We start from the raw sequence: 15997 nt of genomic DNA on the forward strand, positions 1-15997 counted from the left end.
CCATCGTTACGTCATCCTGCTGCAACAACCACCTGTCAAGCTAGACGCATTTGGTGAGTTGACTCCTCACACCATCCTGCCTCCAGCTCACTCCTCTGGGGGTTTTATTGTGGGGAGACCAGGTCTGACTTGGGGTCGCTATAGGGCAGGATGTACCAGAGAACTGGGTTCGGGTTGCGGAGATCCCAAGGAGGGCAATGGGTTTCGGAAGGTCACCCAGCCCCCACAAACAGCCGCCACAAGACCTAAAAACAAGGTGCCACTTGCAAAAGTGAGGAGGGAGGTGTTCCGGGTGAAGCCAAAATCCCTTAACAGGCGCACAAAGGGCTGACTCTGTCGGCGTAACATCCGTTCCGGTGCTAAGCGTCTGAAGGTAAAGGGATCACGCACATAGTGTCCACTCCAGCTCACCACCAGATGCTGCTGACAGGAAGGACACACAAGGAGTCCGCTCAGAACTTGATTGGGGTGAGCCGTACTGACTCGCCGACAGAAGGGACAAGAGGTAACGTCGCTGTTGAAGGTATGAGCGTCCATCAGAATTGCCGGATGAGAACTCCCCCTGTGGAGCCAGGGTTGATATTGCTAGTTGATCTCCAGTTTACTGCGGTGACAGGGTGTTTACTCCCCTTCGGGATCGGCAAACAATCACAGAATCATGACTACTCAGGCAGTTTGTACTGGGACACAATCCGCTGGGCATAGTCAGGCACATGGGCTGCCAATTTTTCTGGATAGTGGCGTTTAACATACAGATAGTTACGGGTGAAGTGAGAATCAATCGAAAACCGAGCATATTCCAATCCTTTGGGGCCAATTTTTTCAATCACCACCCCCATCAACCGCGCTGCCCACATCGGTAAGGTAACCCCTTGGTCATAGGCAGGAATACTTTGCTGGACAGCCTGACGGCGATCGCCCTGAGACACCACTGGCTGCGTCTCTAACTGATCTTGAACCAGATCTAACATCTCCTGCCCCCGTTGATTGCGAACAACAATCCATTGCCAGCCAAAGGGAGCGCCCATATAACCCACCACCAAATCCGCCAGGGAATTTACATAGTCAAAGCAGGTCATACAAGACGGAGCAAACACATCCTTGAGTTGATTGGTTTTCAACCCAAAGAAGGGGACGGTTTCGACGGAACCATCTTCGTGTTTAAAGTGGACGCGGAAGTCCTGCATAAACTCGTAGTGCACCACTGTCTCCGGCGAACGGCTGGTGGTTTCCAGGAATTTCTGCAATCCAGCACGGGTAACGTTGTCGACGCAGGGTGTCCCCAATACATAGAGCTTTTCTAGACCCAGCTGCTGTTCCACTGCTCGCAGGGCTTGAATCTGACAGCCAACCCCGATGACGAGTAACCGCTTCATCCCCGATTGCTCAATCTGTTCCAGCACCGACAGGTTGGGAGAGAGGGTGGGCTTGTTTACCCGTGCTGCCAAGATTTCTTCCGGGGTTCTCGCCAGGATAGGCTGGGGTTGAAAGCGATCGGTGTCGGTATTTTGGACACAAACGACCCCTTCGACTTGCCCTCGATTCAGCATCTGAATGGCAATGCTGCTGACAATTCCTGTCCACTGCGCCCCTGGAATCGGGTCAGTTTTCCGGGCGGCCACCATCTGTTGATGGACTCCGAAGTACCAGTCATCAGGGTGCTCCAAGTTGCGGCTGCGACCGTGGGCTTGGGCCTCTAGCTCTGCAACTTGCTGGTTGAGAAAGGCACAGGCTGTTTTGACGTAGTGGATGTAATAGGTGTCACACAGTCCACACTCGCTACAGAGTTCTTTGGCAGGACGGCGACTGGATGATTTTAAAGCCCTAGCTTTCAGGTGAGGTTGCACCGCAGTCATATTCAACACGGGTTAATGAAAAGGCCACTGTTTGATCAAGATACCGCAAGCGTTTCACCCCTTCATAGATTATTAAGAGATGCTGCGAAGAACCCGCTTGAATTTTGTCGCGCTGCAGATTGTGCCCTTAACTGCGTCGCCTTCGCTGGATCTCTGACCCTCGACCCAAGCCAGCCATATCCACAACGAAATAAAAGTGTCAACAAAATGTAAATAATTTGCTACAATAATTTACATAAAGCAACAAAGCGACAGACCTAGTCCTGGAACCCGGTTTCCAAGGATCATTACATTAGGCTCTGGGTTAGTCCTGACAGCATCAATCGGAAAGATTTCGCTCAAATGGGGGCATCAGAGGTCACTATGGATCAGATCATGGAACTCACCTTAGAACAAGAATTTAGGCTCAGAAGTTTTGCTGATCTAGTCAAGCAAATGTCCCGTGAACAAGCTCAAGAGTTCTTAATTGAACAGAACCAGCTGATGATGATGCGGGAAGCGATGTATCGAGAGCTGCTGAAACAAGAGTGGAAATTGAATCTGGATGACGCTCGTCCTGATTTAGTAGTTTGATGGTCAGGGCGTTCTGCACCTCTGGGGTTTGCAGGAGAGGTGAAATGGGGAAGACAGCTTGAAGTCTCCAATATTCAGAAATTCATTCATGCTCCGACTCAATTAGCAATACAGGTAGAGAAACATGTTCAAATTCTTCCGGTTCATTCCCATTCCTGAACTCATCCAGGATAAGTCACGGGTGAGTGCGCTCAAAGATCGACTTGATTGGGGGGAGCCAGCTCTGACCATTGTTGATGTCAGGGATAGAAATGCCTACAACGCAACCCGCATCATGGGAGCCATTGCAATGCCCATGGACGAACTTGTTGAGCGGGCGCTTGCTAGCCTTGAGCTGATTCGTGACATTTATGTTTACGGCGAGACAGATGAACAAACTGCCAAAGCCGCATCTCATCTTCGCAAGGCAGGTTATGAACACGTTGCCGAACTGATAGGTGGATTACCTGCCTGGAAGAAAGCCAGATATCCAGTTGAAGGAGTTTAAAAGACAATTATTTGTCTTATAGCCATTCCTACTCTAATGAGATACAGCAGCAACAATGAGAGAACCAGTTACGAATGTTCTCAAGAGAGATTTGGTTGAAAGCCGATTCAAGAGCCAAGGCGAGGTCAGGATAATTACGAGCCTTGATCGATCGTAAAATCTGCTTGATTTTAGTCCAGGCATTTTCAATGGGGGAAAAATCAGGAGAATAGCGGGGTAAATAAATCAAAGTAGCTCCCGCTTGTTCAATTAAAGCTCTGATCTCAGCTCCCCTATGAATCGAGCAATTATCCATCAAGACACAGGCTCCCGGCCATAACTGCGGCACTAATCGCTGAGCAATGAACGCTTCAAAGGTGAGTCCATCAGTAGACCCTAACAGGCTCACTTGGGCAATCACACCTTTAAGGGATAAAGCCCCAATCACCGAGACATTTTTGCCTCGGTTGGAAGGACGATTTCCTCTGGCTCTTTGCCCTTTAAGGGCACGGGCAAGTAAGCGGTTCAGGCAGAGGTTGACTCCCGATTCATCAATAAAAATCAGGTTCTTGGGATCAAAAGCTCGAATGATCTGCCAATAGTCAAACCGCTCTAGCTGCACGGCCTCACTTTCTTTTTCACTGGGGTGAAGCGTTTTTTTAGGGTAATTTGAAGCCTCTGGAGCATCCGAGCGGTGGTTGAGCGTCCTATCCTGACCCCAGTTGCTTGCTCCAGTTGATCGCGAAGCTCCTCTAGGGTGGCATCATTATTGGCTTCTACAAGCTGTTTTAAAACTTGGAGTTGAGGTTCATTAAGTTTAGTGGGGGTTTGGAGCGTGCGAACTTTAGGGGCAATGTCCCCACTCTGTCGATATTGCTTGAGCAGTTTGTAGATGAAGCTTAAGGCGACTCGAAAGCGCTTCGCTAGCTTTCGTTGAGAGATGCTCTCGCTGTTGTAGGTGTCGATAATTTTCTGGCGTAGATCGACCGAATAGGCTTTCATGGCAAGGAGGTGTATCGGTTCTAAATATTTTATCTCCTACCTTCTCTCTATGATTGTATCCCACTGGAGTGGGAATGGCTATATAGAAATTCCCCAATGAGTGGGGTGCAGCTCCTGGATTAGAATTCAGGAGCCAGGATTCAGAATATAGAAGGGTTTTGTGATTCTGAATCCTGGGTTCTTCCGCCAGAATCTACTGCATAGCAGTGAGAACGCTATATCGCTCAATATGGGTTATTTAACCTCCTGCATGGGCGGATCTTTTTGAGGCTCTTCAGCAAACAAATCCCTGAAAGCGTCTTCAAATGTTGGTTGCATAACAACTCGGTCTTCGTAGGCCAAAATGACCCGGGTTAGCTCAGGCAAGCGACTGTCTTCGGCCTCCAAATAAAGTGGCTGCACGTATAACAGCGAGTCTCCAACGGGAATGATCAGCATACTGCCACGGTTAACACGAGAACCTTGTTGATTCCACAGTGAGAGTTGCTGAGCAATCAGGGGATTTTGATTAATTCGTGCCTCTACCTGTTGTGGACCGAATACTAAGCTCTGTCGAGAGAATTCATACACCAAAAGCTTCCCATACTCTTCACCATCACACCGTGCTGCCATCCAGGCAATTAAATTTTGTTTGTTGGCTGGGGTGAAGGGTGTCAGCAGCACAAACTCTGCCGGTTGAGTGGTTGTAGTTGACGTTCCGGGGTGGGCAGCGTTTCTTAAGGTTGAAAGTTCGAGAATTAAGTAATAGGGCTCCATGGATTGCAACCCTCCAGTTTGAGCTGCCTTGGAAAGCCATAGAGATGAGTCTTGATTGAGGGAGGAATCCTGACTAGGCGACAGAGCATTCCGATGGGGTCGAGCCTCTTGAGGAATCTGCCAGGGGTCTTCTTTGTTATAGAACACCTGGGGATCAGTCATGTGGTAGGTTGCATATTGCTGGGTCTGCACCTGGAAGAGATCAATGGGATACCGCAGGTGCTGTCGCAAGGAGATCGGCATCTTCTCGAGCGGTTTGAAGAGCGTCGGGTACAGACGGTGGTAGGTCTGGACGATGGCATCTTTGGGGTCAGCGATGTAGAAATCAACGCTGCCATGATAGGCATCTACAACAACTTTGACGGAGTTGCGAATGTAATTGAAACTGTTGGGAGGGGGAGCGGGTTCGGAGTAAGGGTAGCGATCGCTGGTGGTGTAGGCATCCAGCACCCAGTAGAGATTCCCCTCCGTTGCCACCATGTAGGGGTCGCGATCATACTTTAAAAATGGAGCAATAGTCTTCACCCGCGTGACAATTTGCCGCCGCAACAGGAGCTTACTAGCGGGTGTAAACTCATCGCTAAGTAAGATGCGAGAGTCTCGAAAGTACCAGGCATAGAGCAACCGTTGCCAAAACTGGCCAACGGGCATTCCCCCAGTCCCTTGGTAGCTGCCATAAATATTTTCTTCGGCCTGTGGGTAATCTAGCTCCAATGCCTTGGTATTAACATAGACATCCGTATCTGTTAATTCCCCATAATAAATTGCTGAATTTTGGATTGGGATTGCTTTCTGGACTGCGGCATTCACCGCCCGAGGTGGGATATCTTTAATAAAGAAATCCGGCAGACCCACCCGCGTCACCACGTTGACTGGACTCAGGGTAATGCCGTAGCCGTGCGTATAAAAGAAGTGTCGATTCACCCAGGTTTGAGCCCGTTCCGGCACTAAGGAGAAATCCAACTCCCGTGCTGAATGCATCACCTGCCTGAGGGTCCCGTCAATGGTATACCGATCAATATCAACCGACGGGAACTGGTAGTAAGGGCGAATTTCCTGCAATTGGCGATAGGCCTGGAGCAATGGTTCACTATCCCAAAGGCGAATATTCCTCAACGTCGCCGCATACTTTTGTAAGGCATCCGCCTTCAGGGTATTACCCACGGTGAAGGACTGAATGTCTACCTGGCCTAAATTGAAGCCTTGGCGGGTGAATTCAATAGTTTTTTTCGATGTAAGGACGGTCGCGTTCTAACTCATTTGGTAAAACAATGAGCTTCTGGACGGCTGCCGGCAGTACCCCACCCACTAGAAAGGAACTCAATCCATACCCTGCTAACAGCACCAAGAGGGGAGAGAGACGACGCCAATCCCACTGTAAGGAGTCGCCAGTGGCAGTTTTGACCACCACTAAGTTAGGTTTGCGCATCGATAGCCAACCGCAGGCGATCGCACTGACGATACAGACCCCGACCAGAAAGGTATTGGCGGGAAGTTGAAACTGAATATCGGTATAGTTGGCACCGGCAAAAGAGCCACGGGTTGAGTAAAGCAAACTGTAACGGCTCAACCAATGCCCCCATGCCAAGAGCAGAAACAAACCGCCCCCCAAGAATAACAGGTGGCGTTGAGCCGCCATGAGGACAGGAATGGCAGGCAGCATTGCTAACAAGGTAGATCGGCGATAGTAAATCACTCCCACCAACCCAAAAATCAGCACCCCAAGACCCAGAGACCACCCCTGGAGGAACTGCCACATCGGCAAGCTAAAGAGGTAGAAGCCAATGTCATGGCCAAAAACCGGCTCAGTGGTACCCACGGGTACCTGGTTCAGCCAGGTCAGGATCGTAAACCATTGAGTTGCAGCCAACCCTGCCATGCCGGCACTGAAGAGGAGGACGATTCCCCGTCGCCAACCCTGCTTTTCTCCGACCCAGGCCAGGTGAATAGGAATACCGATCACCGGCAGCAGCAGCACCCAAACTACCAGCCAAACGATCCAGGGTGCTAACCACCCAATCCGCCAAGCTTGGAAATATCCGAGTTCAGTAAACCAGGTGCTATCAATCCATAACAAAACCGCCCAATCTAGGAGTAAATCTCCTGCCAACAAGACTAGGGGCAGTGCGATCGCCAGCCGAACCCATCGAGAGGACTTTAAAGACATTCAAGTTGAAAAAAACGGGAAATGAATCCATCATACCCAGACGTTCGATCGATCCACCGCTGCTGCAGCGGGTCGTTGGAGAACTCCTCGGCTGGAGCACCAACACCACAGGGACGAGGATGAACCTATCTGGGATAACTCAGGAACCTAGGGCTACTTTGATCCCATGATCAAACTTTGACTCAAAACTAACGCCATAACGAAAACAAATACGGCAAACCCTTCCACAATGCCAGCAGGTGCCAGAGACTTACCAAAAATTTCTGGCTTGCTCTTGGAGGCGTTGATTGCCATGGCACAGCAATTGCCCTGGTAGGAACCACACATCAGCAACGCCACCCCTGCAAACAAACCGATGGCAAAAACCCCGGCTCCAGTTTCAGCTGACGTTTTTTGCTGCAAAATAAACATTAAAACAATGCCGAGAATCGCGTGGGTCGAAGGCAGGGCTGCGACCCCTAAAAATTTGCCGTGCCCTGCTTCTGTTTCCTGCATCGCTCCGATGGCAGCAACGCCACTTTTAGCGCAGCCAATAATGCTACCGATCGCACTTAAAGAAACGGTGGAAAATAATCCCAAGTAAGCCAAGCCAATTAAAATTCGATCCATTCACCGCCTCGTGTTGAAGATATAGAGGGTTATTTGTGAGACTGATGTAACGCTATGTATGAGTAAAGTGTGGGCAATTTCTGACATCAGTAAATCATTAAACGAATTTACTTATAAAGTAAACGATCGCCTGTCTTTAAGGTTAAACCCACTGATGAAAATCAGAGTCAAGGTTCCCTACCGTGCATTGGAGCAGCAGTTAGATTCGTCACCATGAGAGAGTTTACTACAAAAGTTAAGCTTCGGCTGTTGTAGGAGAAAAACACCGAATCTCTCAAATATATTCTTAGGTCTTATACCACAATTTTGAAAATTTAGATACTAAGTCAACTCTTCTCCTATGGGTTCCTTTTAAATGTCATAGGAAAGTCACACTGTCGTTGCAGGAAAGTTGCCCCGAGGTGCGATCAGTTAAGAGCAGGCGAAAGTCGTCGGTACTTGATCTAACACAACCATCGAAAGAGTTGGTATAACTTGATGGAGTGAAGTTTTCTCCAGTTACCTCAGAACCGACTAGAAAGGAAGCCCTATGAGCTACCGCAGCGACATCCCCCCAGAACCACCCAAAGAACAAGGGGTGCAGGCTTTGATCGATCGCCTCAAAGATCAAGGACTAGCAGCCGGACAAAAGCAGGCCAACCAGTTAGTCGAAGAAGCTCATGCTAAATCTCGAAAAATATTAGCAGAAGCGCAACAAGAAGCGGAGTTGATTCGCAAACAAGCCCGTGAAGAAGCAATTCGTAACAAAACTGTGGGGCAGGAGGCGCTACGTTTAGCATCCCGTGATGTCTTGATTTCGCTGAAAAATCAAATTTCTGGGCTGTTTCAGGAAGTTTTAGGTCGGCAAGTCAGTGCTGAGTTTAACCGAGAGGAGTTTTTACAGAAACTGCTGCTGGAGATCTGTGGGCGACAGCTGCAAACCATACCCCCCCGATCAGCCCCTTGAGGTGCTCTCCTCCAATCCTGGATCTGAATCTGCAACCGAGGCTGCTCTCTCCAGCTTTATTTTATCCCTGAGTCAGGAAGGCCTAGGGAAAGGCATCCATTTTGTTCCCAGTCATGAGATATTTCATGGATTTAAGGTACACGTTGAGGGTGAGCAGGTAACCGTCGATCTCACCGATGAGGCGGTGGCAACCTTGCTGAAACAGTATTTGCTCCCTCGCTTCCGAGCTGTGTTAGAGGGTTACGTCTGAATGAGCTTCCACTACTACGGCTTGATCTCCAGCCTCCCGTTTCTGAGCAACGATTTTAATTTAAATCGGCTACCCATTAGTGGCAGTGTGTTGAGGTCTCGGCTCCGGGGATTGTCCCTCGAAGACCAAGAACAGCTAGGGGCAATGATTAACTTTCACGAGCAACTTTACTCGATCACGAGTTATAGCGATTCCCAAGTTGTGCAGCTGATTGAGGAAGTCAGACGCCAGCTGATCCATCCTCAACTCCAGAACCTACTGGAAAGCGATGTCAATATCCTGGTCGTGGTCTCGGCACTTCGGCAACGGCTGGCAAACAAAGAGCCGATTTTGCCATCGGGTGAAGTTGCGGCCCACATCCGGCGGAACTGGCAACACCCCGATTTTAGTTTGGCGGGACGATTTCAGTGGCTGCCAGAGGTGCGAGAACACCTGGAACAGGGACAGGTGCTAGAGCTAGAACGCCGCGTTGATCAGGTACGGTGGCAGTGTTTTGTGGATCTGGTGCAAATGGAACCCTTTACCTTTGAGGCGGTAGCTGCTTACCTAGGCAAGTGGGATATTCTCCGTCGTTGGAGCCAAGTGGATGCAGTTGCAGGGCAAGAACGCTTTGATCAGCTAGTCAACGAAGTGCTGCAGGTAACTTAGGCACTCTCGAATCACGATAGATTGTAACAACGCAATGTTTGGAAATCACTGAGATGGTTAGTGAAGTCAGTCCCGTTAAAACTGCTGGCAGTAGTGAAGCTCACTCGCGGGTGGTTGGTGTGAATGCCAACGTCGTCACGCTAGAGCTAGAGCAGGGTTATCTGATCAAAAACGAAGTCGCATACTTACAGGTCGGTGACCAGCAACTCAAAGCAGAAGTGATCCGCATTCAGGGCAACCGGGCAGATATGCAGGTCTTTGAGGATGTCAAGGGTGTGCGCGTCGGCGATCGCATCCGCTGCACCGGCAGTTTGCTCTCAGTGGAATTGGGACCTGGCTTGTTAGGTCGTGTGTTTGATGGGTTACAAAACCCCTTGGCTGATCTGGCCCAGACCCACGGATTCTTTCTGCCTCGAGGGGTCTACTTAGATCCGCTAGACCGCCATCGCCGCTGGACCTTTAATCCCTCCGTTAAGGTGGGAGATCGGGTGCAAGCGGGGGATGTATTGGGCGTTGTCATGGAGGGACCGATACCTCACAAGATCATGGTGCCGTTTGAACAGTCCGTGCCATTAACGGTGACCTTTACCCAAGCTGGCAGCTTTCGCATCGAAGAACCCGTCGTCCATTTGCACGATGACCAGGGACATTCGATCCACCTATCGATGATGCAGCAGTGGGCCGTTAAACGCCCCCTTACCAAGTGGATGCAAGATCAACGGCTAGTCGAACGCCTCTATCCCAGTGAACCACTGGTGACTACAATTCGGATTATTGACACCTTCTTTCCCCTCGCCAAAGGTGGAACCGCCTGTGTCCCTGGGCCTTTTGGGGCAGGCAAAACGGTGTTGCAACAGCTGATTGCCAAGCATTCGGAGGTGGATGTCGTCATTATTGTGGCCTGTGGAGAGCGCGCGGGGGAAGTGGTTGAAACCTTGACAGAGTTTCCCACCTTGCTCGATCCCCAAACCGGACGGCCCCTGATGGAGCGAACCGTGATTATTTGCAACACCTCCAGTATGCCCGTAGCCGCCAGAGAAGCCTCCATTTATACCGGCATCACCCTGGGGGAATACTATCGCCAAATGGGGTTACAGGTATTACTGTTGGCTGATTCCACCAGTCGATGGGCTCAGGCGTTACGGGAAATTTCGGGGCGGTTAGAAGAAATACCAGGGGAAGAAGCCTTTCCGGCCTACCTGGATTCCCGCATTAAGGGGATGTATGAACGGGCTGGTGTGCTGCGAACCCGAGACAATTCCGTCGGGAGTTTGAGCATTATTGGTAATGTCTCTCCCGCAGGGGGCAACTTTGAGGAACCCGTCACCCAATCGACGATCTCCACCGTCAAGGTATTTTTGGGACTGACCTATAACCGTGCCTATCGGCGTGCCTATCCGGCGATCGAGCCACTGATCTCCTGGTCTCGCTATTTAGATCAACTGGCAGACTACTTCCAGGCCCATTTGTCTCCTAACTGGGTCAGTCAAGTCAAGCAGTGTCTCGCCTTGCTGCGAACTGGAGATAGCATCAATCAAATGATGCAAGTCACAGGGGAAGAAGGCATCCCGCTTACAGACTACATTCTCTACCAGAAAGCCCTGTTTCTCGATACGGTTTACCTACAACAAGATGCCTTTGACGAGACTGACGCTTCTACGCCGCAAGCTCGTCAGGTACGCAGCTTTGCCTTAGTCTTTAAAGTCATTGAGTCAGAGCTGAAGCTGGACAGCAAACCCGAGGTTTATAACTTCTTCGTCAAGCTGACCAGCTTGTTCAAAAACCTCAATTATTCTGTCTTAGACTCTGTGGACTATCAACGATATCACCAGGATATTGAACGGCTCCTGAGCCAAGCGATCTCCGGGTCGGCTTACTTAAATCTTCAGGCTGTCAAGTAAGGTTAGGATGTATGGCCATCGAGTACTGCCTGCACCCACAGCTTTGATAGATCATTAAATTTCTTCAATCCGAGTAAGGGCATAATGATTGAACATAAGGGCATTCTAGAGATCAACGGAGACATCGTTAAAATCAAAGCCAAGGGCATCCGCTACGGTGAACTTGCCCTCCTCCGCAACCCTAGTGGAACCGTTTCCTCTGCTCAAGTGATTCGATTACAGGGAGATTTGGTTTCCCTCCAAGTTTTTAGTGGCGGTCAGGGAATCTCAACGGGAGCCACCGTCCGCTTTCTGGGACACCCGATGCAGGTGATTTTCAGTGACAACATTTTGGGGCGGGTGTTTAACGGAGCTGGGCAACCGATCGATGGGGGACCTGATTTATCCATGGATCAACAGGTCGAGATTGCCGGTCCCTCGATCAATCCCTGGATGCGGCTCTTGGCTAGTCGGTTGATCCGCACCAACATTCCCATGATTGATGTCTTTAACTGTCTGGTGGAGAGTCAGAAAATTCCCATCTTCACCGTGGCGGGGGAACCCTTTAACGAGCTTCTGGCGAGAATTGGCATTCAAGCCGATGCCGATATCATCGTGTTTGCGGGTATGGGCTTGACCTTTGACGATTACTATTACTTTTCGAACACCTTTCAAAGCCAAGGGGTGTTCTCCCGCACCGTCATGTTTGTCAACTTGGCCGCCGATGCGGTGGTCGAACGGATTCTCACCCCGGATATTGCCTTGGCGGTGGCAGAACGCTTTGCCGTCGAAGATAGCAAGCGGGTGCTGGTGCTGATGACTGATATGACCGCCTACGCAGATGGCCTCAAGGAAATTGGCATCGCCATGGATCAAATCCCCTCTAACCGGGGCTATATGGGGGATCTATACTCGACCTTGGCGTTTCGCTACGAACGCGCCTGTGACTTTAAAGGGGCGGGTTCTGTGACAATTCTGACGGTGACTACCATGCCGGGAGATGATGTCACCCACCCCGTGCCTGACAATACGGGCTTCATCACCGAAGGACAGTTTTATCTCCACGATCGCATCATTGATCCCTTTGGCTCCCTGTCGCGGCTGAAGCAATTGGTGATCGGCAAAAAAACCCGGGAAGATCACGGGGCGGTGGCCAATACGATGATCCGTCTCTATGCGGGGGCCAAGGAAGCCCAGAAGAAGCAATCCCTAGCCTTTGAGTTAAGTGAAGCCGACCAAAAACTGCTGCGCTTTGGGCAGTTGTTTAAAGAGCGGTTCATGGACTTTAACGTCAACATTGCCTTAGAAGCAGCTTTAGAGCTGGGTTGGAAGACGATGGCAGAGTGCTTTGAACCAGATGAATTGCTGATGAAGGAAGATTTGATCAACAAGTATTTTCCCCATCCGTTGCCTGTCCAGGAGGAAGATGTCGTCTCACAGATCAGGGATACCGCTGATCCAGACTGGGTTGAGTCAACCCCGGTGGCCACGGTTGTTTAAGCCGATGTCGTTCGGCGACCTGCTGCATCCCCTTCCCAAACTCTCTAAACACAATGGCTAAGATTGCATTTAACAAAGGGGCGCTGAAAGCTCAAAAAGATCAGATTGATATCTACGAGAAGTTTTTACCTTCCTTAGAACTGAAAAAGACGCAGCTGCTGCTTGAAGTCAATCGGGCAAGGCAGCAGCTGGGGAAGGCGCAGCAAAAACTAGCAGTGCAACATCAGCAATTGCAGAATTGGGTGGCGTTGTTGAGCAGTACCCCCCTGGAACTGTCTGGATTGGTGACCCTCGTGGGGTGGGAACGTCATCAGGAAAACCTAGCAGGATTGAGAGTTCCGGCCTTAGGGGAAATTCATTTTCACCTGCGACCTTACACCCGCCTGGGTTCCCCAGCCTGGGTGGATGCCCTGGTGGAAGCCTTGCAACAGGTGGCGCGGATGCGGCTCGAAGTTAGCGTCCTCGAAGAAAGGGTTCACCTGATCGACCAGGCACTGCGGAAAGTCACCCAGCGAATTAACCTGTTTGAAAAAGTTCTGATCCCAGATGCCAAAGAAAATATGCGAACCATTCGCTTGTTCCTGTCTGATGCGGAACGGACGGCGGTGGCACGGTCTAAGTTGGCCAAAGCAAAACTAGAAAAAGCCTTTGTGGCCAATCAGGCCGCTCTGTCGAATCCAACAGAGCCGATGTTTATTGCAGAAGAGGGTTAGCCATGGCGATCGGAGCCTTAAAGCGGGTCACAATCCTCGGTACCGAGGATCAGAAAATTCAGGTACTCGCTGAACTCCAGTCTTTGGGGGTCATGCACCTGATTGATCTGACCCCCGAGAACACCCATCCTCCGCTGCCTGATCCGTTCAAAGATACCCGGTTAGCCGTGCGATATCTAGAAGACTGCCCCCAGAGTCAGCGCCCCGCCCGCCATCTCGGACACTTCAATCCACAGCAGCAGGTCGAGCGCATCCTGAAGCTGAAGGCAGACAGCGAAGCCCTCATGGACGAGCGCGATCGCCTTGTGGGTCAAATTAGTCAGCTCAAAGTGTGGGGAAAGTTTCACCTGCCGAACCCAGAAGCCTTGGGTGGACTACAATTTTTCTTTTACCAACTTAACCTCCGCCAGTTTCGACAATTGGCCAAAACTGAGTATGCCTACAAAGTCGTCAGGCAGGACTCACGCTACCGCTACGTGGTTGTAATTCATCCGGAACTTCCCAGCCTGCCCTTCCCGGCGTTACAGCTTCCAGATCGCTCCTTGGGTCAACTGCAGGAACGGCTAGAAGATGTGGACGATAGTCTGGAGAATCTGGAGACGCGCCGCATTGGTGCCACTCGCTTTGCCAATGCCCTGCGGGACTACCTAACGGATGCCCTCAATGCCACCGAGTTGCTAGAGGCCACCCACCACACCTATGACGAAGCGGGACTGTTTGCCCTGCAAGGATGGTGCCCCGTCCATCGGTTATCGGAAGTCATGGCCCTAGGGGAAAAGCTAGGGTTTGCCATAGAGACCACTACTCCCTCCCCGGATGACTCCCCTCCGACTTACTTGGAGAATCGTTCCGGGTTTGCTGCCGGGGAGAGCCTGATTCAGATTTATGGCATGCCCGCCTACGGGGGCTGGGATCCATCGGCGATGGTTTTCGTCAGTTTTGTCCTATTCTTTGGCTTAATTCTGGCGGATGCGGGGTATGGACTGGTGCTAACGGCGATCGCCCTGTTTCTGCGACCCCGCTTGCTGCAATCGGGTCAACGGCAGTTGTGGCTGTTGATGGTTGCGCTAGCCGCCAGTTCTACCATCTATGGCCTCTTAGCTGGAGAGTATTTTGGCATTGAGGCCGCGAAAGGCAGTTGGCTCGATCACATTGCCATTTTCAAGCCAGACCTGGATAAACTCAGCGAACTCATGGCTTTTTCCATTGGTATCGGGGCGCTCCATGTCAGCATTGCCAATGCCATCAGTGTCTATCAAAAGTGGGGAAGACCTGCGGTGGGTGTCCACTTAGGCTGGATTCTGGTGGTTGTGGGGGGATACGGTGCCTGGTTATTTCGATTCCTGTTACCAGAAGCCCAATTGGCAATGGTGGGTTCCTGGGCCTTAGGAGTGGGTCTGGTCAGCGTCTTTTGCTTTACCCATCCGGGGCCCCTTACCCCCAAAGGTATTCTGCACTGGCTGTTGGGAGGTTTACATGGCTTAACCGACATCTCTAAAATCTTTGGGGATGTTCTGAGTTACCTCCGCTTATTTGCCCTTGGGCTATCGAGTACCTATCTGGCGGTTACCTTTAACCAATTGGCAGGAGATATGGCGAAAACCGGGGAAATTGGCATGCTGATAGCGTTTTTGATTTTGTTGCTCGGTCATACCATGAACTTTGTCCTCTGCCTGATGGCTGGCACCATTCACGGGTTGCGTTTAAATTTCATTGAATTTTATCGATGGAGTCAGGATCCGGAAGCAGAAGGTCATCCTTTCAAACCATTGAAGAAATATCTATTCGGCAATGTGCGTTGATCAGAGTTGATCCTAGGGATCGGGGGAGTGGATCGCGATCCGTTCCAGTTCACCTCACTATGGGCTTCCAGGGGACAAAGTTGAAGGACTCCGCTGTGGATCAGATCAAGACACTTCGGGGAGCGATTTCAACTGGTGTAACATTCGCTATTTGCAGTCCCAGGCTACAGGTTGGGTTCGCAGTGACTTTATCATCTTTACGGATGGCGGAGAGTAAGCTATCCTGCTTCACCCGATCATGCAACTATCAAAGATGCTGCTGCCCCAAGCGACCATCTGGGCTCCGCATAGATAGCGATCCTCAGGTAGCTTAGAAACTTCTCAGATGCTCAACCGCCGATTCTGGCAGACAAGCAGGTTCTCCAACTTACCCTATAAGTCCTTTCGCTAGAATGGCAACAGCACCCCCGACGGTTGCAAGGACGCGCCGATGGATTTTGAGTCTGATTTTCAACCACGCCAGATTGTTTGCCTAGAGCACGCTAGGGTTTGTCTGTATGCAGAGGTTGTCCAGCCTCTAGAATCCCGACCGATGTGTTGGGTTCGACCCTTGCTACTAGCGATTCCCTCTGCGCCTGGGAGTCAAGCTCAGATGTATGATCTACGCCAAGATGCTGACCTGATCTGGCCGACGGCACTGATGCGATCGGCGTTGGATACAGAAGTTTTACCCCTCCTCTGTGTTCTGTATCAAAACAAGTCTTGTCCGATTTTGCCTGCCAGCACTCACCAGCAGTTGATGCAGTTTGTGACCCAAGTTTGGCAAGCCTATCCCCAAGTGTTTCAGGGATGAGGGAAGGGAGCATCAGCATCAGGCATCTCCAAGAAC

The 15997-nt window shown here is 50.7% G+C and carries 15 protein-coding genes and 1 pseudogene; 10 read left to right on the plus strand and 6 right to left on the minus strand.

The genetic code is table 11. The features are described 5' to 3' along the window. Positions 1–138: 138 nt before the first annotated feature. Both DO97_RS04785 and DO97_RS04790 read right to left on the minus strand, forming a co-directional pair. On the minus strand, positions 139–537 hold the full coding sequence (locus DO97_RS04785) for a hypothetical protein (protein WP_036531428.1): 399 nt from the start codon (positions 535–537) through the stop codon (positions 139–141). A gap of 125 nt (positions 538–662) precedes the next feature. After that, entirely contained in the window at positions 663–1856 is a 1194-nt protein-coding gene (locus tag DO97_RS04790; protein WP_036531516.1) for a Coenzyme F420 hydrogenase/dehydrogenase, beta subunit C-terminal domain, read from the minus strand. A gap of 363 nt (positions 1857–2219) precedes the next feature. On the opposite strand from DO97_RS04790, the gene DO97_RS04795 reads away from it, so the two are divergent. Together DO97_RS04795 and DO97_RS04800 are read left to right on the plus strand one after the other, a co-directional pair. After that, positions 2220–2429, plus strand: a complete 210-nt coding sequence (locus tag DO97_RS04795; protein WP_036531430.1) for an NblA/ycf18 family protein — start codon at positions 2220–2222, stop codon at positions 2427–2429. A gap of 124 nt (positions 2430–2553) precedes the next feature. Further along, positions 2554–2916, plus strand: a complete 363-nt coding sequence (locus tag DO97_RS04800; protein WP_036531431.1) for a rhodanese-like domain-containing protein — start codon at positions 2554–2556, stop codon at positions 2914–2916. A 28-nt stretch (positions 2917–2944) separates the two neighbouring features. Here the strand turns inward: DO97_RS04800 and DO97_RS22915 are convergent. The 4 genes and pseudogenes from DO97_RS22915 to DO97_RS04820 form a co-directional block, all read right to left on the minus strand. After that, positions 2945–3897: pseudogene (locus DO97_RS22915) on the minus strand (IS630 family transposase). 234 nt (positions 3898–4131) lie between these two features. Next, positions 4132–5817: a UPF0182 family protein gene (locus tag DO97_RS23710; RefSeq protein ID WP_052128396.1), complete on the minus strand. Its 1686-nt coding sequence runs from the start codon at positions 5815–5817 to the stop codon at positions 4132–4134. A 52-nt stretch (positions 5818–5869) separates the two neighbouring features. Further along, entirely contained in the window at positions 5870–6820 is a 951-nt protein-coding gene (locus tag DO97_RS23715; protein WP_052128397.1) for a UPF0182 family protein, read from the minus strand. A gap of 153 nt (positions 6821–6973) precedes the next feature. Then, positions 6974–7429 (minus strand): ATP synthase subunit C, encoded by a 456-nt coding sequence (locus DO97_RS04820; protein WP_036531436.1) that lies wholly within the window; start codon positions 7427–7429, stop codon positions 6974–6976. Between the two features lie 529 nt (positions 7430–7958). Between DO97_RS04820 and DO97_RS04825 the strand changes: the two genes are divergently transcribed. The 8 genes from DO97_RS04825 (at position 7959) to DO97_RS04860 (ending at position 15961) form a co-directional block, all read left to right on the plus strand. Next, a complete protein-coding gene (locus DO97_RS04825) occupies positions 7959–8375 on the plus strand; it encodes a hypothetical protein (RefSeq protein ID WP_036531437.1) in 417 nt (138 codons plus the stop codon). A gap of 1 nt (position 8376) precedes the next feature. After that, the gene (locus tag DO97_RS04830) at positions 8377–8625 is read left to right on the plus strand and encodes a hypothetical protein (RefSeq protein WP_036531439.1); all 249 of its coding nucleotides are present in this window, start codon (positions 8377–8379) and stop codon (positions 8623–8625) included. Next, positions 8626–9273, plus strand: coding sequence for a DUF2764 family protein (locus DO97_RS20660; RefSeq protein ID WP_052128398.1), 648 nt, complete (start codon positions 8626–8628; stop codon positions 9271–9273). A 53-nt stretch (positions 9274–9326) separates the two neighbouring features. After that, positions 9327–11174 carry a V-type ATP synthase subunit A gene (locus tag DO97_RS04840; RefSeq protein WP_036531441.1) on the plus strand — a complete coding sequence of 616 codons (1848 nt, stop codon included), beginning with the start codon at positions 9327–9329 and terminating at the stop codon, positions 11172–11174. A gap of 84 nt (positions 11175–11258) precedes the next feature. After that, on the plus strand, positions 11259–12653 hold the full coding sequence (locus DO97_RS04845; RefSeq protein WP_036531442.1) for a V-type ATP synthase subunit B: 1395 nt from the start codon (positions 11259–11261) through the stop codon (positions 12651–12653). Between the two features lie 53 nt (positions 12654–12706). Next, positions 12707–13366, plus strand: coding sequence for a V-type ATP synthase subunit D (locus DO97_RS04850; protein WP_052128399.1), 660 nt, complete (start codon positions 12707–12709; stop codon positions 13364–13366). 2 nt (positions 13367–13368) lie between these two features. Beyond that, a complete protein-coding gene (locus DO97_RS04855; RefSeq protein ID WP_036531443.1) occupies positions 13369–15168 on the plus strand; it encodes a V-type ATP synthase subunit I in 1800 nt (599 codons plus the stop codon). Positions 15169–15598: 430 nt separating this feature from the next. Further along, positions 15599–15961 (plus strand): hypothetical protein, encoded by a 363-nt coding sequence (locus DO97_RS04860; RefSeq protein WP_036531444.1) that lies wholly within the window; start codon positions 15599–15601, stop codon positions 15959–15961. Positions 15962–15997: the final 36 nt, after the last annotated feature.

This window comes from Neosynechococcus sphagnicola sy1, assembly GCF_000775285.1.
Taxonomy (GTDB): Bacteria; Cyanobacteriota; Cyanobacteriia; order Neosynechococcales; family Neosynechococcaceae; genus Neosynechococcus; species Neosynechococcus sphagnicola.